This window comes from Lacinutrix sp. Hel_I_90 (genome assembly GCF_000934685.1).
In the GTDB taxonomy this organism is placed as follows: domain Bacteria; phylum Bacteroidota; class Bacteroidia; order Flavobacteriales; family Flavobacteriaceae; genus Lacinutrix.
In genome coordinates, this window is the sequence record NZ_JYNQ01000001.1 from 692,908 (window position 1) to 718,889 (window position 25,982).

The following is a 25,982-nucleotide window of genomic DNA, read 5'->3' on the forward strand; positions in this document are numbered from 1 at the left end:
CATTTTTTACAGGTTATAGTTTAACATTTTTAATGCATCTAGTACATTGATTCTTCCAAATCCCGATTTTTCATCTTTAAATTGATTACTAAATTTATCGGTTGTGCGTTGTACGATGTCTCGTATTAAGTCATTTTTTATTTTTTTCCCTTTTTGATGGGCAAAAGATTTTAATAAGGCTACCGTACCACTAACATAGGGAGACGCCTGAGAGGTTCCAGAGGACAAGGCATACCCATTATTTAAGAAAGAGCTATAGACATTGACCCCTGGTGCCGTTACTGAGACGTGTCCGCCATAGGTAGAAAAAGGAGCCACGTGACCAACATTGTCTGATGCGCCTACGGCAATCACATAATCCAAAGCGCCCGGGTAGTATTTGTCTTTTTTACCATCGTTTCCAGAAGCAGCGACTACGGTAACGTCGTTATCTAAGGCATATTTAATAACATCCCTATGTGGTAAACCTCCGCCTGTATGCTTTATTCCTAAACTCATATTAATCACATCTGCTCCTTTATCTACAGCATATTTAATCCCTGAGTTGATATCGTCTATGAGTCCAGCTCCTACTACCTTACCATTAGCATTTAGTGCTCCCAGCACTTTTATGGGTATTATTGTGCAATTGGGCGCCACACCAATGGGCATTTTATGGCCTTTAGAGCCAATAATTCCTGCGACGTGGGTTCCATGTCCAACTTTGTCGTCTGGGATGTCATCCATATCTAAAAAGTCACCAACAAACTGTTGAGCGCCATCGATGATGTTCACAAAGTCTTTGTGGTCTTTAAATTTTGGATTTTGACTGTCTTGTACTTCAAATTCAAAATGGCTGGTTTCAATACCGGTATCTAAAATGGCGATTTTAATCTCTGGATGTCCTTTTGTCCAAAGATGTCCCTCTTTTAAATAAATGGCGTTATCGCTGTATTTTGAGCTTAAACTTTGAGTGGCGGCTAATTCTTGTCTTGGAATGTCACTGGTTGTAATTTGCCCTTCATTAACATAAACGACATTAGGTAAAAAGGAAATATCATCAATTAACTGCTCAGGAATCGTTGTATTATTGGTGAGAAGAATGAGTCTGTAAATTCTGTCTAATCCCGACCTTATTTCTTCTGGAGACCACTTTTTGTTTTTTGATTTATAGTTTTGAGACGCTATAAAATCTATTTTATAGGTCTTGTTTATAATGGCATCTATATTTGGAACAAAGCTTTTGCTTAAATTACTTTTGTCATTAATCAAGGTCTCCCAATGGTCATACCTTGGGTTTTCATCTTGATTATTTAGCTTTATTATAAGATGCGGTTTCATCTGTTACATTAATTTATTTTCAACGGTCACCTATTGTTCGCTATTTATCACTCTCTTTGGTGATAATGCTTTTATACTCATTTCATCTTTATAAAATTAGATATCTATTAGGTTTTAGATTTGCATTATTGTGTATGGTTTTTGTGGTATTGAGTCAACTTTATACGATTGGTCCTTATGGCACAATCTAAATTGCGTTGGATTATCACGGAAATGTTTTTTAAATAAGCGACAGTAATACTGTTGCGAACTAAACCCTAACGCATCAGATATCCGACTTATCTGCCAATTGGTAACGATGAGTAAATGTTTACTCTTTTCTAATTTATATTTATTTATAAATGCTGTTGGTTTTAATCCGGTATGCCTTTTTATCTTTTTACTCAATGAGCTCCGGCTCATATACAACAACTCGCTTAGTTGTTGCATGTTTAAAGTATCGTTATCAATATTTTCATCTATAATTTTGGTGACTTTATTCAAAAATATATCCGCGCTATCTGTGCTTACCTTATTATTCAACACATTTATAGATCCTTTAATCTTGGCTAAATATTTTAATAAAATAGGAATGAGCGAAAAGTGAATAAACTCTGACCCTGCTTTTATATTTAATGAAGTTGTATAGGTTACAATGAGGTTAAGCTCATCAAGCGCCTTTAATATTTTATTATTAATAGAACTTTCATTATTTACCAAAACAATATCCATTTCGGTCTGGTCTCTATGAATACTAGAGGATTTGTATTGGATGTCATTTTTAGTTATATAAGATTCTAGACAGGATGGAATACTGCCAATATGCAGTATATCTAGCACCACAAATTCTGTTCTCAGCGTTAATCGCGTTACTGTAGCGTCTGACACCAAATGCTTCCTTATTAAAACTCCTTCCATTTTAAAATAACTTGATACGTTGTAATAAAACTACGAATAATCAACATCCTGTATTAGAGTGTTATAACCTGTTTTTAATGGTGTAATAACTTGTTTTATTAGGGGGAAAACACTAATTTTAAGACATAGTAAGTCTCCTTAAACACTTTGTTTTATTAATTGTTTTAATTTAAGATCTATTTATGGATTCGTATTCTGTTGTTATCGTTGAAAATCATACCTTATTTTCTCAAGCCTTATCTGGCGTAATAAATTCGTTTAAAAATTTCAATGTGATGTATACCTGCTCTAACGAAAAAGAGCTTATAGATAAACTGAAATTTTCATCAACATTACCCAACTTAATATTGATTGATTTCCCTATACCCGTGTCCTATAACGTTAACATTGTTAAATATATACGGGAACAACATCCTTCTATTTCTTTAATAGCACTCTCTGATGAAAAAAATGAATCCACAATAATTGACATGCTTCAATCGGGAATTAAAAGCTATTTGTTTAAAGAAATTGAAACCAAGACCCTAGAAACAGCCTTAACAGAAGTCATGCTTTATGGCTATTATCATACCAGTAGCGTCTCTAATATCCTTGTCAATTCTTTTACAAAAGCTATTGGTACTAAAAGAACAATACTAAAAGAGCAAGAAAAAAAATTCTTAAAATATATTTGCTCGGAGTTAACCTATAAACAGATCGCAAAAAAAATGTGTAGAAGTCCAAAAACAATTGATGGTTATCGCGATTGTTTATTTGAAAAACTAAAAATAAGAAGTAGAACGGGCTTAGTGCTTTATGCCATTAAAAATAAGATTCACAAACCTTAAGATGGCGCTAATATAGCCTTCTACATCTGTTTGCTTCGAAGCTACTAAAATAAAGAGCATTCGTGTTAGGTGTTATACTACATCCTATTTGCGTTATCAATAGTTTCTGTTTAATAAATAAGAATACCCAACACAGCTTAAACGATACTGGAAACGGCTTTAAGCTTCCCTTTTTTGTTTGGAAATTACGATTTGTCATGAGGTCTTTAAAAACAAATTTCAATGTTAACCTTTACTTATCTAGTACCATTAATTATTAAACTAAAACATTTTTATCATGGGACGAGTATGTAGAGAAGTACAAGAATGGGTCGAAGAAGAAATCCAAAAACCTATTGAAACGTGGGAAGAAAGAGCAGAAGAACGATGTAGTCGAAGAAGATGTAAATGGTGGTGCGCCTGCTGCAATAAGTGGTTTTGCTGGATTGAAATTCTATTAGTAAAAATCATAAAATGGGTAGTCGTCATCGTTGGCAAATGGGTCACTAGAGTGATCTGTGAAATTATTTCTTTAATTTTAGATGTTATTGCTTTTGTCGTTAATCTTATTTTAAGCATCCCCATAATTGGAGGTATCATTAGAACCCTATTAAATTGGATCACCGAAATAATTTGGCGTATTGTTGGCTTATTTGATTTTATTGGAAGTCTATTAGGCATTCGACCGCGAAAGAAAATGTATTTTGGTCTTATTATACCTACCCACGACGGGGAACCTATTGCCAGCCAAGCAGACCTACAACCTCAATTAGACGCTGCTATTGAGCATATGGATAGGCTATGTAACGTGAATTTAATTTTTACCGGTACTTGTAATTCTACTATAAACGCGCCGAATAATCCTTTAGAATATCCTTGTAATGCTGAAGGCTTTTTTAGCGACTGGTGGATTCAAGGGTCTTTTTATGAGCTTGCCACATCACTTTGCAAATTTGAAGATGGTTGGCGCAGAGTCTTAGGTTATGGGGCTGAAATTATTGTGTTCGTGGTTGACGATGTAACACCCGATGGCAAAGGAGGCTGCAGTATGGCTGCCTCTACAAATTATATCATGACAGAGAGCGGTACCTCTACAAACATGATTGCTCACGAAATGGGCCATGCTTGTATCCTACTTCATAGAGACAATCGCGCGAATTTAATGTTTCCCACAGTAGGTTCTAGCCCTCAGACCCTAACCAACTGGCAAATTTCTGTTATTCGTTGGAGTAAGCACTGTGTGTATATTTAAAATAAGATGACTCTTTAATCAACAAGAAAATGGAAAATAATCTCGTCATTACCAATAAAGAAGCGCTTTCGTTACTCCTTTCAAATTCGACATTTGATCGCATCACATTTAATTTCCCAAACCTTAAGGCGTCTTATAATCAGTATTGGTCAGAAAAAGTTGAGAAAGTCTATCACGCTTGCGGTTGCACTACAGGTTTTCAATTTATGTTTTCTAGTTTTATAATGTCAATACTCTACCTGGTTTTGCGATTTGGTCACGTTATAGAACACCCCTATAGAACGCTTATGGAAGGCTTTGTGTTTATACTTGTGATGACCCTTTTAGGTAAGGTCATCGGGTTGTTTCTGGCTAGGATAAAGTTAATGTGGTATGTTAGAGAAATTAAAAAGATAACCTTTTAATTCACAGCATTTAAGCCACAAAAACTTGAGGACTCTCAGGAGTTAATGTTCAAAAAGTAGTAGTGCTTTTACCTTATGCTCCACCTCTTATATGATCATGACGTTGAATAATTCATAAAAAAAATATAATAATCCTTAACTCGCTATTTAATTTATAAATTTCTAGATTTGTTAATCAAAATAGTTATTTATGGCAATTATTTCTTCTTTAGGTTTAATATTAATCACCTGTATTATCATTTGGCGTGCCTGTGATGGTTTTGAAATGGCCTCCAATTACTTGGGGCGCAACATGAAAGAAGGCATTAAAGGGGCGACTATTAATGCTGTTGGAAGTAGTCTGCCAGAGTTATTCACCACACTCTTCTTTTTATTTGTGTTAAAAGATAAAGATGGCTTTGCTGGAGGTATTGGCACTACGGCTGGAAGTGCTGTTTTTAATGCCATGATTATTCCTGCGGTTGTGATTTTAGTAGTCATTGGTAAAGGCATCAGCTCTAAGATTGAAGTGTCGCTAAAAGTTATTTTACGAGATGGTATCGCATTAATATTGGCTGAACTGGCTTTAATTTTTGTCATTACTGGCACCTCTTTAGATTGGACGCACGGTTTAATTTTAATGTGTTTGTATTTTGTTTATGTGGCATACATGCTATTAAGTAAAGGGCCTGGTAAAGTTGAAAATGATTATGAAGCAACCGCGGAAGGTGGTGATCGGGTGTTGGCCTTTTTTAAAGGAGATTTATCGACTACGGTCTTGGGGGATTCTAAAATTAATGGGCCAAAAGCAGTCCTTTTATTAATTGTATCCATACTTTTTATTAGCTTGGCTTGTTTTTGGCTTGTAGAAGCTTGTGAGAGTTTTGGTGAGGCCATTAATATGCCTATATACTTTGTGTCTGTAATATTAGCGTCTGCGGCTACCAGTGTTCCAGATACTATTATGTCTTACAAGGATGCCATGAAAGGTAATTATGATGATGCCGTTGCCAATGCCTTAGGAAGTAATATTTTTGATGTTTGTTTTGCTTTGGGCTTCCCGCTTTTTCTATTTACGCTTATTTATGGCCCTATTGAAATGAATGCGGAAACGGTTGAAAATGTTGGTCAACTGCGGGTGTTACTTTTAATTTTGACTTTAATCGTGTTTTTTATATTTGTATTTGCTCAAAAAGGCATCAGACGCATTCATGCGAGAGCGCTACTCCTTTTGTATGTGCTTTTTGTGGCATATTCTATAGGAAAAGGAATTCGCTATGATATTCCTGTGATTAATAGTGTTTCTGAAGTACTCTCGGCTATTTCAAATTGGTTTACGACACTTTTTTAATGTTTAGTCCTTACTTTATTCAATTTCTAAAGCAGTAAACTTAAATGTTTGACCATTAAAAAGACCTTTGTCACTCAATTTAAGCGACGGAATTACCAACAAGGCCATAAAAGAAAGCGACATATAAGGGGCGTTTAGCGTACAACCCAATTGTTTTGCCATGGTATCCAATTCAGCATATTGTCTACCTATGGTTTCACCATCTTGATCGCTCATGATTCCAGCAACAGGTAATGGTACTGTTTTTTCTTCGGAAGTATTCACTGCACATATGCCTCCTTTAACGGCGATAATAGCATTTACCGCTTTACAAATAGCAGCATCATTGACTCCTACGGCAATAATATTATGCGAATCATGACCAACAGAACTAGCTATTGCACCTTCTTTTAATCCGAAATTTTTGATGAAGGCAATCGCGGGCTGTGCATTGTTATACCGGTTAACAACTACCATTTTAAGAACATCGGTTTCAGTATTAGAAACTAAGTTTCCATTTTCAATGGAAGCGTTGGTAATAATTTCATTGGTTACCAATTCACCATCAAGACATTCAATAACTCTTATTTTTTCAGCTGAAGATTCAAATCTAAAGTCTGAAATGTCTTTTTTATCGCAATTGAAATTATTAAGATTTTTGAAAGATACCTCTGGCATGTTTACTATTCCGAAGTCATAAACCAAGGTTCCATCAATATACGTTTGCAAGGTTTTAAAGGCTTTTAAATCTTCGACTATAATAAAGTCCGCAGCATCACCAACGTTCAACAATCCAACGTCTAAATTATAATGTTTCACGGGATTGATGCACGCTGTTTGAAGTATTTTAGAAATGTCTATGTCTTTTGAAACTGCTCGCGCACATAGTTGATTAATGTGACCAATGAGCAAATCGTCCGGGTGTTTATCGTCACTACAAAACATCATGTTTTCGTGATGTTCTGGTAGTAAATCTATAAGTGCTTCAAAATTTTTGGCTGCACTACCTTCGCGAATAATGACTTTCATTCCTTTTTGAAGTTTCTCTAAGGCTTCTTCATAAGTAAAGCATTCGTGATCTGTAGAAATTCCAGCGGCTATGTACTTTGTGATATCGGCACCACGTAAACCTGGTGCATGACCATCAACGGGCTTATTATACTGTTTCGCCCATGCTATTTTTTTAAGTACTTCTTCGTCATCAAACAATACCCCTGGATAATTCATCATCTCCGCCAGATATTTAATATCTGGATTTGCCATTAAGGTTTTAATGTCATCAGAATCAATGACAGCTCCTGCTGATTCAAAGCTAGTCGCTGGCACACAGGAAGGGGCACCAAAATTGAATTTAAAGGGTGTTTGTTTACCATTTTCAATCATGAACTCCACCCCCTTTACACCGAGAACATTGGCTATTTCGTGCGGATCTGAAACCGTCGCAACCGTACCATGAGTCACCGCTAATTTCGCAAATTCACTTGGTACGAGCATGGAGCTTTCTATATGGATATGCGCATCTACAAAACCTGGCAAAATGTAATGCGTGACCTCGTGGTCTTTTTCAACAATAGCTTGTATTTTACCATTTGCAATGGTTAATTCGCCTTTGTATATTCTTTGGTTTGGTATGTCTACTATTTGGCCTTGGATTTTCATATCATTACACTTCGACAAGCTCAGTGTGACATTAATTATTAGTTTTAGTGCACCTTATCATGAAGTTAACATCGAAATATTTTATTATAAGGGTGCCACTTCGTTTTGAATGACATCGTTTTTGTCTTCAATTTTAAGGGGATCATTCGTTGATTTTTACTTCTTAAAATGCTCCAACCCTTTTTTCAACCACTCTAAATACTCGTCTTCATTTGGAGTGTAAGCTGCGGTATGGTTTAGCAATTCCATATCATGATTTAATAATACATAAAAGGGTTGCGAATTATTCTGGAAATTCACCGTTTGTAAGGTTGCCCATTTATCGCCAATAGTTTTAATTTTCTTAACTAAACCATTCGCTTTTAAATATTTGAATTGCTCTGTTTCGGGCAATTCTTTTCTATCATCTACATACAATGAGATAATAATATAGTTTTCATTTAAAACTTGATAGATTTTATCTTGACTCCAAACCTGCTCTTCCATCTTTCTGCAATTCACACAAGCATATCCCGTAAAATCGAGCATAATAGGTTTATTTTGTTCTTTTGCAGCAGCAATACCTTCCTCTAAATCCTTATAACAGTTTAGACCTAGCGGACATTCTGAATCCTTTTCATATAAACTATAAGGTAAGGGTGGTGGAAAACCACTCAACAGTTTCAAATTCGCATACTTTGTATTGGTTAATCCTGGAATTAAATACACCACAAAGGCAAAAACCAAAAAGATAAATGCGCCTTTACTAAAGCTTATTTTTTTGAAAGGCCCATCGTGAGGAAACTTGATTTTCCCTAATAAATAAAGCAATAAACCGATTCCTATGATGATCCACAGTCCAATAAAGACTTCTCTTGGCAAAATACCCCAATGCTTTACTAAGTCGGCATTCGATAAGAATTTTAAAGCCAGTGCAATCTCAATAAAACCGAGTACTACTTTTACTGTATTTAACCAACCCCCAGATTTTGGCAGTGAATTTAACCATTTTGGAAACATCGCAAATAGTGTAAAGGGTAACGCCAGTGCTAAACCAAAGCCACTCATTCCTGCCGTTAACTGCATCGCACCACCATCGCTAGTTAGGGAGCTTCCTAATAGGGTTCCTAAAATGGGCCCAGTACAAGAAAACGACACAATAGCTAGCGTCATTGCCATAAAAAAGATTCCTATAATACCACCAATACTGTTTGCTTTATTATCTAAAGCGGCACTCCAGGAGTGCGGTAAGGTAAGCTCGAAATACCCAAAAAACGAAAAGGCAAAGGCGATGAAAATAACAAAGAAAATAATATTCAAAGTGACATTCGTTGAGATATTGTTTAGAATTTCTGGATCTAAAGAATCTAAAACGTGGAAGGGTATGCTTAGTAAAACGTAGATTAAAAAGATAAAGAAGCCATAGAGAATTGAATTGGCTAAGCCTTTTTTAGAATCGCTAGCACTTTTAGTAAAAAACGACACTGTTAATGGAATCATAGGAAACACACAAGGTGTTAACAAGGCGATTAAGCCTCCTAAAAAGCCTAAAAAGAAAATGGTGAAATTACTTTTCTTAGCAACATCTTCCTTTTTATAATTATCCCATCCAGTGACGCCAAGGGTTAAAGCTTCCGATTTTTCCTGACTCTCTGCGTCTAAACCAATAATTTCTGTGCGTTCTGCTTTTCCGTCTAAAGACGTATTAAATTCAAAGGTTGTTGGTGCTAAACACTTTTCATCATCACAGGCTTGATAGAACACTTCTGCAGTAATATTCTTTAATTCCGGATTTAAAATTTTAAACCGTTGTTTAAAAATAGCTTGGTCTTCAAAATACCTCACTTCCATTTGAAACGCCTGCTCAAAAACGGTGGTTGTTTTAGACTCAGAAGTACTGCCTATAAGTTCATAATCTTCAGAATCTTTAAACGTAAATGCTGTAGGAATTGGCCCCACCTCTTCTCCTTCTATTTGCGAGTAAAAATGCCAATGATCCTCTATTAATCCCGTGTAAATAATTTCATATTCTGTGTCCGAAATTTTCTTAGCTTCAGAGGTCCATTTTACAGGATCTATAATGTTAGATTGTTTTTTAGGAGCCGTCGCGGGTAAATTAAACGTTACCAATTCACTCTCGAAAATACACTTTTTATCATCACAGGCCTGATAAGAAATTTCTGCTTCAATAGCTGTGATGCTTCTATTTAAAAGCTCAATTTTTTGGGTAAAGGTGGCTGCACTGTCAAAATAGGTAAGATCCATTTGAAACACCATGTCATACTCGGTAATACTCTTACTCTCTTTTGCTTTACCTATTAATTTAAAATCGTTGCTTTCTAATAAAGACTCATAGATAAATTCAGTTGGAATTGCACCTCCTTCTGGTAAGTTTTGGGAATATAAATGCCAATGTTCTTTTATATCGGCAGTATAAATCAGATTGTATTCTGTATCAGACAGTTTTTCAACAGCTACATTCCATTTTACAGGCTCTAAAACTTGTGCTGAAATTGAACTGATAGAAAATAAAACGAATACTAAGGTTAGGATATACTTCATTACTGAATACTAATTTTTAACATTTTATGGGTTTGCTTGGTTACTTTAAAACGGTCGTCTGCCCGATAATTAATAACCCAAACGATGTCCTCTTGCGAACACAATAACAGACATTTTTCTTTATCTAACAAAGATAGTTTTTCGTCCTTAAAGAACTTACTCAGTTTCTTCTTGCCTTGCATGCCTAACGGACAAAAATAGTCACCTTTTTTCCAATGTCTTACTATTAAAGGAAATTTTAACTTTTGGGCATCGACGTAGACTACATTTTTTGATTGTTCCGAGAGTGTTTCAACCGCTTCAATAACTAAAACCCCTTGTGTGGTTTCTACTGTTTTGTCTTCGGAAGTAATGACAATAGCGTCCTGAGGTGCTTCAGAAACTAATGCTGTTAAAATTAAGGTTTCTCTGTTTTTTAGTAATTTGTGAGTGGCAGAAAAGACCTGTTTTCCGCTTTGGGCTTTTAATAAGTTTTCGATATCATTCCATTCTGAGAATCCATAGTTTTTAAAAACTTCAAACAAATAGGCTTTAGGGTTATTCAGTTTTATAAATTCCTGAACGCCATACACTACCGCGTGTTCATCCATACTTTTTATGGCGCGTTTTAAAACTGCACCCACACTCTCTTCAACAATATCTGCAGTATCATTGAGGTGACTAATAGTATGGTCTATGTTTTGGAGTAATTTCGGATTGATTTCCTTTAACAACGGAATCACATCATGCCGGAGTTTATTACGTAAATATTTAGTGGAGGCATTACTACTGTCTTCACGCCATTTTAGATGTTTGGTTTTAGCGTAAGACGCTAAAGTTTCTCTAGAAAATTTTAATAAGGGACGTGCAATTTTACCATTAATCTCTGGGATACCTGTTAAACCATCGATACCCGTACCGCGCGTTAGGTTAATGAGTAAGGTTTCTAAATTATCATCTGCGTGATGTGCTGTGAGAATGTAATCAAATTTGAGTTGTTCTGCCAAATCATAAAACCACTCGTATCGCAATTCACGCGCTGCCATTTGAATGGATAATTTATGCGTTTCTGCATACCTTTCCGTCTCAAAATGTTGAATAAAGATTTCTCTATCCAAATCTTCAGCTAAGTCTAAAACGAAGGCTTCATCGGCATCGCTTTCACTTCCTCTTAAATTAAAATTGCAATGCGCCAGAGCAAAATCCAAATTAGCGTTATGGCAAAGCTGTGCTAACACCACGCTATCCAATCCGCCAGAAATAGCAATAAGCAATCTGCTCTTGTTTAAAAATGGTAAATTAGTATTTATCTGTTTTTTAAAAGCGTCCTGCATGTCGCAAATTTAAAGATTGTCTAGCCATTTTACTACCGATTGGAGCATTTCTTCTTTATAAATATCGTGATGCAATTCGTGATAGCCATTTTCAAATAATTGTACTTCCCCCAATTTTGCATTATTTTGAAACTCTACAGAACCTTTGTAATCAATAATTCTATCTGCTTTTCCATGAAATAGCAAGGTAGGAATCATTATTTTATGTGCATTGTGTATGGCATATTTACCGGCTTCCATAACTGGAAACAGATACATTGGGCTTATTTTATCGTGAATTAAAGGATCTTCTTGATACCGCTTTACTTCGTTTGGAATACTTGAAATTGCAGCTTCTTCAATTTCACTAGGTAAAGTAATCGAAGGTAGTATTTTTAGCATTAATTTACCCAGAGCCACTTTCCATTTTGGTGGTTGGAATGCTAAACGTAGAAACGGACTTGTAGCTACAATTCCTTTTACTTCTGGTTGTTTTCTTATCGCATAATTAATTACAACGTTACCACCTAAACTATGCCCATAAAGAAATGCTGGCACATCAGAAAACAATAATTTAGCTCTATTTATAACGTATTCAAAGCTTTCTAAAAGTGCTTCATAGCTGGGGCAATGCCCTCGCTTACCATGAGATTGTCCATGACCAAATTGATCATAAGCCACAACAGCATAGTTATTTTTTAATAAATGAGGCACGACAGAATCCTCATAGCGGCCAGAGTGTTCGCCCATACCATGCACCAAAACAACGACGCCTTTTGCCGTTTCTGGAGTCCAGTATTGACCAAATAACTCTACATTTCTAATACTAAAAGTGAATGTGTTTTTCATAGTTACTTTTTTATCTTCTGCCTTTTTCTTTTACCATGTAATCAAAACCTTATTAACTCTCCAAAACCTCTCGCATGGCTTTGGCTTTAACCAAACATTCTTCATATTCTTTTAAGGGATCACTTTTAGACGTAATGGCGCCACCTACTGAATAAGATACATATTTTTCATTTTCGTTATACAAGATACTTCTAATCACCACATTAAAATCAAAATTATTATCAGGAGAAATGTAGCCAACGGCTCCAGAATAGAGACCACGTTTGGTTTCCTCAAGTGCTTCAATAATCTGCATGGCTGAAATTTTTGGTGCACCAGTCATACTTCCCATTGGAAATGTGGTTTTAATGATATCTATAGGATTAATGGTTTCTTCCACTTCTGAAACGACAGTAGAAATCATTTGATGTACCTGGTTGAAAGTATAAACGCTACAAAGTTCTTCAACAGTCACACTACCTTTTTTAGCTGTGTGAGACAGGTCGTTTCTCACCAAATCAACAATCATAACGTTTTCACTACGCTCTTTTTCATCAAAAGCCAATTCATGTTTTAACAAATTATCCAAAATACTATCGGTCTCACGTTTTGCTGTCCCTTTTATAGGTTGAGAAATAATTTTTGTACCCTCTTTTCTAATATATCGTTCTGGCGAAGCAGATAGTAAGTATTTATCCCTTATTTTTAAAAATGTGGCGAAGGGCGTATTAGAAATTGTATTGAGTTTGTTGTATGTTTCAAGAGGGTCTATGGTTGTATTTTCAGCATAAAATTCCTGACAAAAATTAGCTTCATAAATATCACCTCTATGAATGTTAGCCAGCATGGCATTCACTTTTTCAAAATACTGATCTTTATGAATTCTTAGCTTTATTTTTATAGGATTGTCTACAGCCTTTCTCTCAAAATTTTGGTCGTTATTAAGACTATTAGACTCAAATTTTTTAATACTTTTTAAATCACCTTCTAATTCATCTGCAACACCATTTAAATACAAGATTTCAACCTGATTGCCTTTAATTAAAAAAATCTTTTTAGGTTGAAAGAAATACAAATCTGGAAAATGCAAACCGTCAAAATTATGTGATTCTAAAGCCTCAACATCATTTTTTAAATCATAGGTTAAGTAACCAAAAATCCAGTCTTTAGTACGTGTTTGGTATTCTTTTAATTTATTAAAAGCTTCAAAATAATCCGTTTCTATGGCTGTAAGCGCATCGACAGCTAAAACGGCATCATAGCTCGAGTAATTTTGAGCATAATTATTAGAGTCTAACCAGGCCACATCATCAAATTGTTGTGCCCAAGCTAAAAGACTTTGCTTGAAGCTCTTACTGTTTTTTAAAATATGCGTTTGCTGTGTTCTCAATTAAAAGTAATTATTGAAAGTGTCCAAATTTATGAAGAATCTCATTATTTTAGCTATTTAATACGTGAAACATTTCACAACCCCCAATCTTATGGCTCTAAACTTACCTATGCTTAAGAAGCAGACTTTTATACTCACTTTAGTTCTTTTTATCACTTTTAAACTAAATGCACAAGACCGCTCCAATTATAGTTTGTTGTGGAAAATTGAAGGAAAAGAACAGCTTAAACCTTCTTATTTATTTGGCACCATGCACGTTGACGATGCACGTGTTTTTGATTTTAGCGATGCGGTTTTGCCCGCCATTGAAAATACTGAAAAATTTGCTTTAGAAATTCAGCCAGACTCATTAATGATTAAATTATTTAGTAAGCCTACAAAAACAAAGGCTTATCTACAATTTAAGAAACTGTTAAATACTGAAAATTACACTAAAATAGCCAAGCGATTTAAGGAAGTTAATGGCTACGATATTGAAACTTCAGCGATTAAAGATCCGAACATATTAATATCGATGCTTAGCCCTGATGATGATAAAGCATCTGATAAAGCAACTTTTGTTGACATGCATTTGCTGGGACATGCAAAAACAATGCAGAAGGACATAATAGGACTTGAAGACATCGATTCACAAATAAATTATTTTGAAAATGCTACTGAAGATAGGCAGCGTGAGATGTTATTGGAGGCATTACATTACGATACATCCACTTATCTATCTGAAATAGAAGCCCTAAAAAAAGTGTATATCACTGGCGATATAAATGCTATTAATACCATGGTTATGCCTTACAATGGTTATGGTAAAGAGATGGAAGAACGAAATATAGTCATGACCAATAGTATTATTAAAGAAATGAAAGACAGTTCTGTGTTTTCTGCTGTTGGAGCCGCACATTTACCCGGTAAGGTTGGATTAATTAAAATGTTACGTGATAAAGGCTATACTGTAACACCTGTAGAAGCTAATTTTACAGGTGTTTCAAAAACATATAATATAGACAACAGTAAAATGAAATGGCATTCTTTTACAGATACAGATTTAGGCTTTACTGTTGAGACCCCTGGAATTAGTGGCTTAGAATCGACAAATAAAAATTTGAAAATTTATGTTTTTACGGACTTAACAACCAAAACTAATTATTCCTTTTTTGCTTTAGATTTTAGATTACAGAAAGAATTAACCAAAGACATACTTTTTAAAAGAATCATAGACAATTCCGCAGAGCGATACAATGCAGAAGTATTAACAGAAAGATTAATAACAATTGATGGAGTAGAAAGTTACGAAGTTATTCTAAAAATGAAAGAGGTATCTGATCCTAACCTAACGGGATTAAAATTTGTTTTCACCTTCAAGAACGGGATATTTTACCAGTTTATAGTATTAGATAAAATCGAAAAATTAAATTCAGAAAATGCTGTACGGTTTTTTAATTCTATCAAACTTCACAATCCAGAACCTTTAACTAAAAAGAAATGGTTGCGTTTTGAAAGTGGACAAGGTGCCTTTTCTGTAGATTTTCCTGACACTCCTATAGATAAGTCTAAAGAAGTTGATAGTCCTTATGAAGATGCCGAAGAACCGTATTACCTTAAAATGTATACGGCGTATGACCCAGAAAACAGATCAAAGTACCTCATGCGCTATAATGATATACCAAATGGGTATTATCTAAATGATTTGGATGCTGCTTTCGCATCTATGTCTGAGAGTTTTACTAGTAAAGCAGAATTAATAGGTAAACCAAAAACTATTTACCACGAAGGCTATATTGGCAAACAATATGAGCTACTTATTAGTGGTCTATATCATAGTATCTGTAAGGTTTTTTTTAGAGGAAATAGAACGTATCTATTATTGTCTCAAAAAATAGATACGGGAGAAAAAACAAACCCTGATAATAAATTTTTAAAAAGTTTTGAATTCAAGGATTTTCTTAAAGAGGAAGTTGTTTTACAAGAAAAGGAAGATTTCGTGTTTAAGAGTTTCAAAAACACCCGTACTTTAAGAGATGAGAACTATGATAACAGTGATGAATACACTTATAATTCCGTAGATCATTACACAAAAAATGAATCAACAGGCGATGTGTACTTGTTTGGTTATTCAAAATTGAAACCTTATTTTAAAATTGATACACTACATAACTTTTACGATTTATATAAAAAGGAACTTACGCAATGGACAGATACAATAATTGATTATAAAAAAATTAATGTAAAGCATAGTGATGGCATAGAATTTACAATTATGTCTACCCAAGACAGTATTTTAAGCAAATATCTCCTTTGGTTAGACCATGATACTTTTTTTTATACAGGAGTATTTGCCGCTAAAGAAAACATTAATAGTGAATTAACTAATGAGATTCTTTATGGATATACCCCTAAAGACAATACAAAAAAATTCGATTATTACAGTTCTAAAACAACGCGCTTATTAAAGGACCTTAAAACAAAGGATTCTATTATTTTTAAACAGGCCATAGGTGCTTTTAATTATTATGAATTTGACCCAAACGACGTCAGCCAGCTTTACAAAGCTATAGATGAAACCTATGCTTCAGAAGAAAATAGAATCACTGTCATTAAGAATATCGTTAATGAGTTAATTAGAATTGACACTACTGATACACTTCCCCTTCTTGAAAACATTTATACTAATTATAGTGTAGATGAGGAAACCAAACGCAACATCATTCAAAATATACCAAATTTAAAAGACAAAAACAGTTTAGAAGTTTACAAAAAACTATTATTTAGCGATCCTCCAAAGGCAGAAGATAGCTACTATAATTATAGCACATTTTCTCCATTTTTCGATTCTATTCCAATGGCTATTGAAAACTATAAAGCCTTAACAGAACTGAATACGTCTAAAAGATATCGCAAGCAAATACTAGACCTATCGCAGTATATACTAAAAACGGCTCATAAAAATGATATTATTACTTATTTTAATGAAATAACCAAGGATTCAAAAACCGATCTTCAATCCTACATACAATTACAAAAAAACAGTGATGAGTACAATTATAGTGAGCATTCATTAATCTATAGTTATCTCGAATATTTTAAAGAAATTCCTAAAGCAACAAACGTTAAAACTATTGCTGACTTTACGAAAGTATTGCTAAAATTAAATGCGAATAAATGGATGACATTGAAAACAGCAGAAACAAGAGTATTACATCATTTAAAACTTTCTGGAAAATTAAAAAACACTCTGTTAGATAGCGTAGATACAAGGTTTGATTTGATGAAAGCTTACCATCAAGCAAATAGATTGAATGAAGTTTCAGAGAAATTTTATGATGAAAATGAGTTTTCCAGAGTATCCCTAAAACAATATTTAGAAGCTATAGAAGAATACCCAGACAAAAGAGTTCTTTTAGGAAAACTCACAATAGATTCTGTACTGTATTATGCTTATGAGTTGAAGTATGAGTATGAAAATTTAGCAGATAACACTTCTTATCTGGCCTTAGTTAGAGTGGATTACAAAGTCACACAAGCGCATGAATTAAATTTATATAAAGTAGTCTGTGATTGGGATGTTGTTAATACGGATTGGAAAGCACAGGCAAAAGAATTAGTAGCACTTAAAGACGAAAACACAGTGAATTAAGTTTTTTAAATTTACCTTTGCATGAAAATTGGCACAGTGATTTTTAACCTGATATCTATTCTTTTATGAAATAAATCAGATTTAATTCGCATTCAAAACTAAAGCCTAAATTAAAATTTGTTATGGCTCATTTTAGAGACTTAAATTTAAACACACCATTATATAATGCGCTTGACGACTTAGGGTTTACAACACCTACTCCTATTCAAGCCGAAGCGTTTAGCGTTGTTGCCAGCGGTAAGGATATGGTTGGTATTGCACAAACCGGCACGGGAAAAACCTTTGCCTATATGCTTCCTATTTTAAAACACTTACCGTTTTCTAAACAGGAAAACCCACGGGTCTTGGTTTTAGTACCCACCCGTGAATTAGTGGTACAAGTGGTTGATGAGATCGAAAAGCTCTCAAAGTATATTAATAACCGTGTATTAGGGGTTTATGGTGGCACAAATATTAATACACAAAAACAGGCTATTGCCAATGGTGTCGATATTTTAGTGGCCACACCGGGTCGTTTATACGATTTGGCTTTGAGCCGCGTGTTACAACTAAAAGCGATTCAAAAGCTGGTTATCGATGAAGTAGATGTTATGCTAGATTTAGGCTTTAGACATCAACTTATTAATATTTTTGATATCCTGCCAGAACGTCGCCAAAATATTATGTTCTCTGCAACGATGACTAAAGATGTGGCGTATTTAATAGATGATTTCTTTATCGCACCAGAAAAAGTATCGATTGCAACTTCTGGGACACCTTTAGAAAACATTAAGCAAGAACGTTATGATGCACCAAACTTTTACACGAAACTAAACTTATTAAAATACATTCTTCAAGACGAAGAAACATACAATAAAGTGTTGATTTTCGTCGCTTATAAAAAAATGGCCGATCGTCTATTTGAAGCTTTAGAGGAAGAATTTAAAGAAGAACTCTGCGTTATTCACTCTAATAAAACTCAAAATTATAGATTGCGTAGTATCGAACAATTTCGCGAAGGCTTTAATAGAATCCTTGTGGCTACAGATGTTATGGCTCGTGGACTAGATATTGATAATGTATCGCACGTTATTAATTTTGACACACCAGACTATCCAGAAAATTACATGCACCGTATTGGTAGAACAGGTCGTGCAGAACGAGAAGGTCGTGCCTTGGTACTATCTACTGAAAAAGAACAACAGGCTTTAGAAGACATAGAATCATTAATGGATATGAAAATTCCGTTACTCGATTTCCCCTCATCTGTTGAAGTTTCGAAAGAATTGATTGAAGAAGAACGTGAAGTCATTAGAGAGCGAAACAACCCACACAAGAGAATAAAAAATGATGACGAGCCTGGTGCTGCTTTTCATGAGCGATCAGAAAAAAACTCAAAAGAAAATTTAGGGGGCTCTTATAAATTTAAAATTGCGGCTAAATATAAAAAGCCAAAAACCAAAGGTGACAAGAATTATAATAAAAGAAATAAGAAAAAGTAAGCTTATAACTACCAGTATTTAAACTTTTTACGCATAATATCGGTAGATTTAATACCTTTATCTAAAAGTTTCCGTTTTATACATAAAGTTCAATCTAATTAATTAGATTTAAATATGCAAACGGTCCATAACATACTTTCTAACAATAATTTATATCAAGACGATTTTGATTTCACTAGTCGCTTGGTAAATAATAATTGGGTGCTTGTAAATGAGATCAAACAAACCAAGACCATTTATAATTTCTTCTTAGACAACTCACTCACAATTTCAAAAAATGGTACTGTTGCCAAAGCCCATTGGCATTATGTTAATCCGGAGTATATTAGAATTACAAGTAATAATGAAATAAACGTCATCAAAATCAATTTTAGAGACGATGATATTTTAACCTTAGATATTGATAGGAGTTCTAACGAATTAGCTGTTTTTATTAATGAAAGTAAAAGTACAACACCACTAAACACGCGTCATGCGATAACTGAATTTCTGCACAATAAGTACATTAATAAAGCAAGAACGATCATACACAATCATGAATATTATTATATTGAAAAATCTATAGAATATGGGCCGTTTACCGCAAAGCACTTAATTGATAAGGCAGAAAAGGATAACATTAGCGCACAATGCTTTATTCGTGAACCTCAGGATGCTGATTATAGTAAAAGGTTACGTATTAAAGATTTAATTGAAGCTATTTAAACTGTTTTATTTCAGAAAATATATAATACACAAAAAGCGAATCTAAAATTTGGATTCGCTTTTTTTTTAGTTTTTTTTTAGTTTTTTTTTTAAAATATTATTCTTTTTGAATCCACCTTAAAATTAAAATACCAATTCTAGAGATCACAAAAGTAAAAAGTCCAAAAGTAGCTGTTAACAGTGATACTTTAAGTCCTCCAGCCATGACACCAGAATCGATATCACCTAGAGATTGTACGACATCAAAAGCTTGAATAAGCCCTAATACAGAGCCTAGAAAACCAAGCGCTAAACCCAAAAGACTAGCATCTGTTGCTAAGCTTAACATTCTTTTGGATACTACTTCGTCTTTCTTTAAATTTAAGAAACCTCTAATGATAAAGAAAATAGAGAGTAAAAGTGTGATTAAAATAAGTGACATAAATAACGGTCCACCCTCTGTGAAGCGATTTGAAACTAATAATACATTCATAATTGTTACGGGTTTTGATTAAGATACTTCAAACTTAATCCGAATAGCTTTTCAAAAAAATGAAATGCGACAGACTACCACTTTAGTAACCGATTAAACAAAATGCTAAAACAATTGCTAAACTGGTCATTCGTCTATAAAACGTTAATTACCATCAAAAATATGTTATTATTGTAAGACTTTTACAAACCATGTTAGAAAAGAGATTCTTATTAAAAAAACTTGGTCAGCTACTCCTGCATATTTTGTTCTGGTGTGCTGTGCTTATATTTTTTACCTATTTTTTCGGAACCGATAGTACGCATTTTAATAATGTACTCGCTTTTTCTCTTTTCTTAATGCCTATTACTATTGCTACTACTTACGTTTCAATATATAAATTAATACCCGATTATTTAGTTACTAAACGGTATTTTCTTTTTGTGTTATATAGTGTGTATACCCTTATTATTTCTGCTTATTTAATCATGCTCTCTATTTTTTTTAGTTTGATATACTTATCAAACTTTAAGTACGACCAAATGAATCCCATAACTAAAAACCTGGTGTTTGTAATGACTAGTGTTTATCTTATAGTTGTTATAGTTAGTGCTTTTAAATTATTAAAGGCAAATTTAAGAAACAGCACAAAAACGAATCTTTTAGAAAAGAAAATTCTGCAAACGCAGTTAAAGTTAAAAGAACAAGAACTGAATTATTTAAAGATGCAAATTCATCCACATTTCTTATTCAATACTTTAAATACCATGTATGGTTTCGCCTTAAAGAAAGCTGATGAAACGCCAGAAATGATATTAAAACTTTCTAATTTATTAGATTATTTACTTTATCAAGCAGATAAACCTTTTGTAAGTTTAACTGAAGAAATAAGCCATATAAAAGACTATATAGCACTAGAACAATTACGCTTTAATGACACGTTGGAAGTTTGTTTTTCTTCAGAACATAGCTCTGAAACCACTAAAATATCGCCAATGCTACTCATGCCGTTTGTTGAAAACAGTTTTAAACATGGCGCTATTAAAAATGGAGCACTTAAGGTAGACATTACTATATCCTGTATCGACGAGATCCTATTATTCAACATAAAAAACACCTCGTATAAGGCTACAAATAGCCAACATGGTATTGGTTTAGATAATATAAAAAAACGTCTCGAATTATTGTATGAGGATAATTATAAACTGAATATCGCAGAAAATGATACTTTCTTTGAAGTAACTCTGCGTTTAAACACTAAAAGTATAGCAACAAATGTCTAATGTAATAAAATGTATTATTGTTGATGATGAAACAATAGCAAGAGAAATTATTGCAACGCATTTGGCTAAAATAGAGACTATAGAAATAGTTAAAAGCTGCAGCAATGCTATTGAAGCTTTTAATTGTATTAATGCTCATAGCATAGATTTGATTTTTCTTGATATTAATATGCCTGAGATTTCGGGAATCGCCTTTGCTAAATCAATAAATAAGGATATTAAAGTTATTTTCACAACAGCGTATCGTGATTATGCTGTAGAAGGTTTCGAATTACAAGCCGTAGATTATTTACTCAAACCCATAGCCTTTCACCGCTTATTGAAAGCTGTAAACACCTATTTTGATGTTTACAACACGAATGAAAATACAGAAAACAAAACGGACGACGCTAGCCAATTTATGTTTGTACGCTCAGAGAGGCGCATGCTAAAAGTGGACTTTAACGCTATCGTTTATGTTGAAAGCTTAAGCGATTATATAAAGATTCATTTACCAAATGAGACCATCGTTACGCGAGAAACCATAAGTGCCCTTGAAGCCAAATTACCCAAACAACAATTTATGCGTATTCACCGGTCCTATATTATTTCTATAAAACACATTACAGCTTTTACCAATGAACATATTACGATTACAGTAAAGGCCTTACCAATTAGTAGAAGTTATAAAAAAGAGGTTTTAAAGGTTTTGGAAAGGTATTAATTTACTATTCCGGCCAATGCAGGAATGATAATTAAAAAAAGCGAGCCTAAATTAGGCTCGCTTTTTAATAGTATTTAGACACTTCGACAAGTGCAGTGTAACCTTATTTTTTAATTCTTTTTAATTTTAAACATGCAAAGCACGATCCTCAGTTGCTGCTAAAGCGGCTTCTTTTACGGCTTCAGCAAAGGTTGGGTGTGCATGCGACATTCGTGAAATATCTTCAGCAGAGGCTCTAAATTCCATAGCTACTACAGCTTCGGCTATTAAATCTGCACAACGTGCGCCAATCATATGTACACCTAATACTTCATCGGTCTTTTTATCGGCTAGGATTTTCACAAAGCCGTCTAAATCGCCTCCTGCTCTGGCACGACCTAAAGCTCGAAATGGAAACTGTCCAACTTTATAGTCTGCTCCTGCTTCTTTAAGCTCTTCTTCGGTTTTACCAACGGCGGCAACTTCTGGCCAGGTGTAAACAACCCCAGGAATTAAGTTATAATCGATATGAGGTTTTTGGCCTGCTAAAGTTTCAGCTACAAAAACACCCTCTTCTTCTGCTTTATGAGCCAACATTGCTCCTTTTACAACATCGCCAATGGCATAAATATTAGAAATACTCGTTTGTAAATGCTCATTAACTTCTATTTGCCCCTTATCTGTTAATTTCACTCCAGCGGCTTCCGCATTTAAACCGTCAGTGTAGGGACGACGACCAACAGAAACTAAACAATAATCGCCTTTAAACTCAACAACTTCGCCTTTTTTATTCTCGGCTTTCACGATAACTTCATCTCCAACACGTTCCACAGATTTCACCTTGTGAGACACTTCCATCTTACATTTTGCCTTCTTAAAGACTTTATTTAATTCTTTAGACAGCGCAGCATCCATAGTAGGAATAATTCTATCCATATATTCTATTACGGTTACTTCTGCCCCTAAACGTCTGTATACTTGTCCTAACTCTAGGCCAATAACACCGCCACCAATCACAATCATGTGTTTTGGTATTTCTTTAAGTTTTAAAGCTTCTGTAGACGTTATAATACGTTCTTTGTCTAAAGTAATAAACGGTAAGTTTGATGGTTTAGAACCTGTTGCTATAATGATATTTTTAGCTTCAATTTCTGTCGTTTTCTCACCTTTTACAATAATATGTGTCGCATCTTTAAAGCTACCTAAACCTTGGTATACGTCAATATTGTTTTTCTTCATTAAGAAGTCGATACCGCCCGTTGTTTGATCAACAACAGCCTGCTTACGACCAATCATCTTTTCTAAATTCACTTTAATATCACCAGGAATTTCTATTCCATGTTCTTCAAAATGTTTAGTAGCGTCTTCATAATGGTGTGAAGAGGCTAAAAGTGCTTTACTTGGAATGCAACCAACGTTAAGGCAGGTTCCTCCTAGTGTCGCATATTTTTCTATAATGGCAGTTTTCATGCCTAGTTGAGCGCAACGAATGGCTGCAACGTATCCTCCAGGTCCAGAGCCAATAATGGCTACATCATATTTACTCATAAATGTTATATTTTTTTCGCTTTTGTGGAAATTGATAATTTAAAAACGATTACAAAAGTACGATTTTGATTTTTTATTAATGCCTGACACTTAACTATTTTTTGAATAGCTCAGCAATAAACAACATCAATATACAATTATGATTCATAGAATTATGCTTCTTATCGGCTATGAATTTTAAATCGTTACTATCAGTTCGTCCTAAATTATAACTTATTCCAATTAAAAATCCAGCTTTAGATTTAAACCCTTTCCAGAATTTAAATTTAACTCTATTTATTTTTGATTAAGAAGTAAAAACAGAAAACTACGGGCTTTAGCCCTATCAAAACATAGAAAATCTATTACCTATTAAAAGGATGATAGAATTGAAGTATATAAAAAAACAGCCCATTCATAAACACTACTCGTGTTTATTCGAAAAGGCTGTTTTAATAAAAAAAAGTTAATTAATAGCGATTATAAATTTCACCAAATTCTTAATGCTAGACAATACTCAAATTGAGTAATTTTACTCTTACAAAAAACGGGTGTTCATTTTCAACATACCTATTAATTCTCCAGTTGAGGAAATTTTTAGTTTTTTTAAAATATTTCTTCTATGTGTATCCACAGTATGCGGACTAATATTCAATTTTTCCGAAATCTCCTTACTTGAGTAATCTAACACCAATAAGCGCACAATATCACGCTCTCTATTGCTAATCCCATGATTTAATAACTTTTGAGAAAAGTTATTAAAATAGACGGTGTCATATTCTTTTTGTTCATTTAATAGTTTTGCCGTTGCTGTTATTGGCATTTTAATCATTGCATCCAAAACGGTATAATGTGCTAAACCAATGATGGGTTTCATATCTGAATCGAAAGCTAAAGGTGTGGTATTCTGAATAATGTTTACATAATTGTCATTTGCATCTTTTAATCTAAAGTTCCAGGTATAATTGGCATTTTGTCTTTTACTTTCCGGAATTTCATGGAGTGTAAACTCCATTAATTCATTTAATGCACTTAGCCATAATTCGACATCTTCAGGATGAATTCGACTCCAGAAATAACGCATACCTTTAGCTTTAAGCTCATTGACGTCTAGACCTAAACAAGAATTAAAATTTTTACTGATGTATTCAAATTTTAAGTCCTGTGTATTAGTCACACAAAAAAAAGTAGAACTGTAAGGCAAGTAGGCATCTAATTCAATTACTTTTTTGATATGGGTTTCAAGCGAAGGGTTGTCGTAAGATTCGAAAATTGACTTATAAAAATCTTTGATTTGGTTATATTTCATAAATTGATAACGATAGGACTATAAATTTATAAAAAATAAATTGTTAAAACCAAATTCTTTCTTAAGAAGGAAAACCAAGCAGCTCCCCCATTCCAACAGTAAATAACCAGCAGCCATAAATAGCATGCTCGATGGTGACTAAAAGCGTTGATTTCGTTTTATAGAACGTAAAAGCAAATAATAATCCGCCGAAAAAAGTGAGAATAATCACCAAAATATTTGCAAAAAATAAATGTGCTAAACAAAAGATGGTAGCATTAATGAAGATAAGCAATTTTTTGTTTGTAAATAATGATTCATACCGCTGAAAATAAAAAGTGCGATAAATTAATTCCTGCGGATATACTGAAAACAATGCATATATAAAAAGCAAAACCAGCCACAGTACTGGTTTATTTAAAACTACCTGAAAGAGACTGGCTTGATCTGAAAAATAAACGAAAACGGTAGTAATGCTAGCAATAGCTATCAATTTTATAAGGGTTGTTTTAAAAAATGATTTCCAGTGTAAACCTTGAGCTATTCTAAATTTCATTTTTTCTACTTGCAATAGTACATAACCCACATATAAAAAACCAAAAAGACTCAGTGCTATTTTAATCCAAACAGGGAACGGAATAGCAAAACTTACAGGAATTAAAATAAATAGTATAAAAAATTCTGTGAGTTTGTAAGCGGTTGATTGCATATTCTAAAGATACTATTTTTATACACTAATAGCCGTCGTGTGTTTCACTTCATTAATCATAAACATGCTATGCGTACTACCAATGTGGTTAATACTTGTTAATTTACTAACCATAAAGTCTCTAAACGCTTCCATATCTTTCACTAAAACCTTTAATAAGTAATCATAATCACCACTTATATGATAACATTCTGAAACTTCTTCAAGATTAGTAACTTCCTTTTCAAACTTAACCACATAATCATGAGTATGCTGCGTAAGTTTAATATGGCAAAAGGCTACAAATGATTTATTTACCTTTTCTTTTTTAACTAATGCCACATACTTGTCTATAACCCCTAGTTTTTCTAGTTTTTTGATACGTTCATAGACAGCAGTTACTGATAAATCTAAAGCATGAGACAATTCTTTATTCGTTTTTTTACTGTCCTTTTGTAATAATGTAATTAGTTTTTTATCAATAAGATCAAACTGCATACTTGAAAAATTTTCTGTTAAGCGTGAATAAATACAAATTATAGTTTAAA

General features: G+C 33.7%; 21 protein-coding genes. 9 read left to right on the forward strand and 12 right to left on the reverse strand.

Features of this window, described 5'->3' with window-relative positions; genetic code table 11:
* Window positions 1-6: 6 nt before the first annotated feature.
* Window positions 7-1,320 carry a S8 family serine peptidase gene (locus tag GQ46_RS03020; protein WP_044398265.1) on the reverse strand — a complete coding sequence of 438 codons (1,314 nt, stop codon included), beginning with the start codon at window positions 1,318-1,320 and terminating at the stop codon, window positions 7-9.
* 114 nt (window positions 1,321-1,434) lie between these two features.
* Complete coding sequence (locus GQ46_RS03025) at window positions 1,435-2,217, reverse strand: AraC family transcriptional regulator (RefSeq protein ID WP_044398266.1); 783 nt, start codon at window positions 2,215-2,217, stop codon at window positions 1,435-1,437.
* 182 nt (window positions 2,218-2,399) lie between these two features.
* On the opposite strand from GQ46_RS03025, the gene GQ46_RS03030 reads away from it, so the two are divergent.
* From GQ46_RS03030 to GQ46_RS03045, 4 genes are all read left to right on the forward strand, one after another.
* Window positions 2,400-3,044: a response regulator transcription factor gene (locus GQ46_RS03030; RefSeq protein ID WP_044398268.1), complete on the forward strand. Its 645-nt coding sequence runs from the start codon at window positions 2,400-2,402 to the stop codon at window positions 3,042-3,044.
* Window positions 3,045-3,321: 277 nt separating this feature from the next.
* The gene (locus GQ46_RS03035; RefSeq protein ID WP_044398269.1) at window positions 3,322-4,275 is read left to right on the forward strand and encodes a hypothetical protein; all 954 of its coding nucleotides are present in this window, start codon (window positions 3,322-3,324) and stop codon (window positions 4,273-4,275) included.
* 29 nt (window positions 4,276-4,304) lie between these two features.
* Complete coding sequence (locus GQ46_RS03040) at window positions 4,305-4,679, forward strand: hypothetical protein (RefSeq protein WP_044398271.1); 375 nt, start codon at window positions 4,305-4,307, stop codon at window positions 4,677-4,679.
* A gap of 190 nt (window positions 4,680-4,869) precedes the next feature.
* The gene (locus GQ46_RS03045; RefSeq protein ID WP_044398273.1) at window positions 4,870-6,009 is read left to right on the forward strand and encodes a sodium:calcium antiporter; all 1,140 of its coding nucleotides are present in this window, start codon (window positions 4,870-4,872) and stop codon (window positions 6,007-6,009) included.
* A 15-nt stretch (window positions 6,010-6,024) separates the two neighbouring features.
* Here the strand turns inward: GQ46_RS03045 and ade are convergent, their stop codons facing one another.
* The 5 genes from ade to GQ46_RS03070 all read right to left on the reverse strand — a co-directional run bounded on the left by ade (window position 6,025) and on the right by GQ46_RS03070 (window position 13,698).
* Window positions 6,025-7,647 (reverse strand): adenine deaminase, encoded by a 1,623-nt coding sequence (gene ade / locus GQ46_RS03050; protein WP_044398275.1) that lies wholly within the window; start codon window positions 7,645-7,647, stop codon window positions 6,025-6,027.
* Window positions 7,648-7,803: 156 nt separating this feature from the next.
* Entirely contained in the window at window positions 7,804-10,188 is a 2,385-nt protein-coding gene (locus GQ46_RS03055) for a protein-disulfide reductase DsbD (RefSeq protein WP_082041697.1), read from the reverse strand.
* Entirely contained in the window at window positions 10,188-11,501 is a 1,314-nt protein-coding gene (tilS, locus tag GQ46_RS03060) for a tRNA lysidine(34) synthetase TilS (protein ID WP_044398278.1), read from the reverse strand. The genes GQ46_RS03055 and tilS overlap by 1 nt, the downstream gene beginning before the upstream one ends.
* A 9-nt stretch (window positions 11,502-11,510) precedes the next feature.
* Window positions 11,511-12,329 (reverse strand): alpha/beta hydrolase, encoded by an 819-nt coding sequence (locus GQ46_RS03065; RefSeq protein ID WP_044398280.1) that lies wholly within the window; start codon window positions 12,327-12,329, stop codon window positions 11,511-11,513.
* A gap of 52 nt (window positions 12,330-12,381) precedes the next feature.
* On the reverse strand, window positions 12,382-13,698 hold the full coding sequence (locus GQ46_RS03070) for an anthranilate synthase component I family protein (RefSeq protein WP_044398283.1): 1,317 nt from the start codon (window positions 13,696-13,698) through the stop codon (window positions 12,382-12,384).
* Between the two features lie 91 nt (window positions 13,699-13,789).
* On the opposite strand from GQ46_RS03070, the gene GQ46_RS03075 reads away from it, so the two are divergent.
* The 3 genes from GQ46_RS03075 to GQ46_RS03085 all read left to right on the forward strand — a co-directional run bounded on the left by GQ46_RS03075 (window position 13,790) and on the right by GQ46_RS03085 (window position 19,515).
* Window positions 13,790-17,329: a TraB/GumN family protein gene (locus GQ46_RS03075; RefSeq protein ID WP_044398285.1), complete on the forward strand. Its 3,540-nt coding sequence runs from the start codon at window positions 13,790-13,792 to the stop codon at window positions 17,327-17,329.
* A gap of 122 nt (window positions 17,330-17,451) precedes the next feature.
* A complete protein-coding gene (locus GQ46_RS03080) occupies window positions 17,452-18,810 on the forward strand; it encodes a DEAD/DEAH box helicase (protein WP_044398287.1) in 1,359 nt (452 codons plus the stop codon).
* Window positions 18,811-18,924: 114 nt separating this feature from the next.
* Window positions 18,925-19,515 (forward strand): hypothetical protein, encoded by a 591-nt coding sequence (locus tag GQ46_RS03085; RefSeq protein WP_044398289.1) that lies wholly within the window; start codon window positions 18,925-18,927, stop codon window positions 19,513-19,515.
* Between the two features lie 97 nt (window positions 19,516-19,612).
* Here the strand turns inward: GQ46_RS03085 and GQ46_RS03090 are convergent, their stop codons facing one another.
* On the reverse strand, window positions 19,613-19,987 hold the full coding sequence (locus tag GQ46_RS03090) for a MotA/TolQ/ExbB proton channel family protein (RefSeq protein WP_044398291.1): 375 nt from the start codon (window positions 19,985-19,987) through the stop codon (window positions 19,613-19,615).
* 191 nt (window positions 19,988-20,178) lie between these two features.
* Between GQ46_RS03090 and GQ46_RS03095 the strand changes: the two genes are divergently transcribed.
* Window positions 20,179-21,249: a sensor histidine kinase gene (locus tag GQ46_RS03095; RefSeq protein ID WP_044398293.1), complete on the forward strand. Its 1,071-nt coding sequence runs from the start codon at window positions 20,179-20,181 to the stop codon at window positions 21,247-21,249.
* A complete protein-coding gene (locus tag GQ46_RS03100; protein WP_044398295.1) occupies window positions 21,242-21,952 on the forward strand; it encodes a LytTR family DNA-binding domain-containing protein in 711 nt (236 codons plus the stop codon). Before GQ46_RS03095 ends, GQ46_RS03100 begins: the two co-directional genes overlap by 8 nt.
* A gap of 126 nt (window positions 21,953-22,078) precedes the next feature.
* Here GQ46_RS03100 and lpdA read toward each other — a convergent pair whose 3' ends face one another.
* The 4 genes from lpdA to GQ46_RS03120 all read right to left on the reverse strand — a co-directional run bounded on the left by lpdA (window position 22,079) and on the right by GQ46_RS03120 (window position 25,932).
* Complete coding sequence (gene lpdA, locus GQ46_RS03105) at window positions 22,079-23,479, reverse strand: dihydrolipoyl dehydrogenase (RefSeq protein ID WP_044398297.1); 1,401 nt, start codon at window positions 23,477-23,479, stop codon at window positions 22,079-22,081.
* Between the two features lie 517 nt (window positions 23,480-23,996).
* Window positions 23,997-24,767: a LuxR C-terminal-related transcriptional regulator gene (locus GQ46_RS03110; RefSeq protein WP_044398299.1), complete on the reverse strand. Its 771-nt coding sequence runs from the start codon at window positions 24,765-24,767 to the stop codon at window positions 23,997-23,999.
* 61 nt (window positions 24,768-24,828) lie between these two features.
* Window positions 24,829-25,455, reverse strand: coding sequence for a CPBP family intramembrane glutamic endopeptidase (locus tag GQ46_RS03115; RefSeq protein ID WP_044398300.1), 627 nt, complete (start codon window positions 25,453-25,455; stop codon window positions 24,829-24,831).
* A gap of 18 nt (window positions 25,456-25,473) precedes the next feature.
* Window positions 25,474-25,932, reverse strand: a complete 459-nt coding sequence (locus GQ46_RS03120; RefSeq protein WP_044398302.1) for an Lrp/AsnC family transcriptional regulator — start codon at window positions 25,930-25,932, stop codon at window positions 25,474-25,476.
* Window positions 25,933-25,982: the final 50 nt, after the last annotated feature.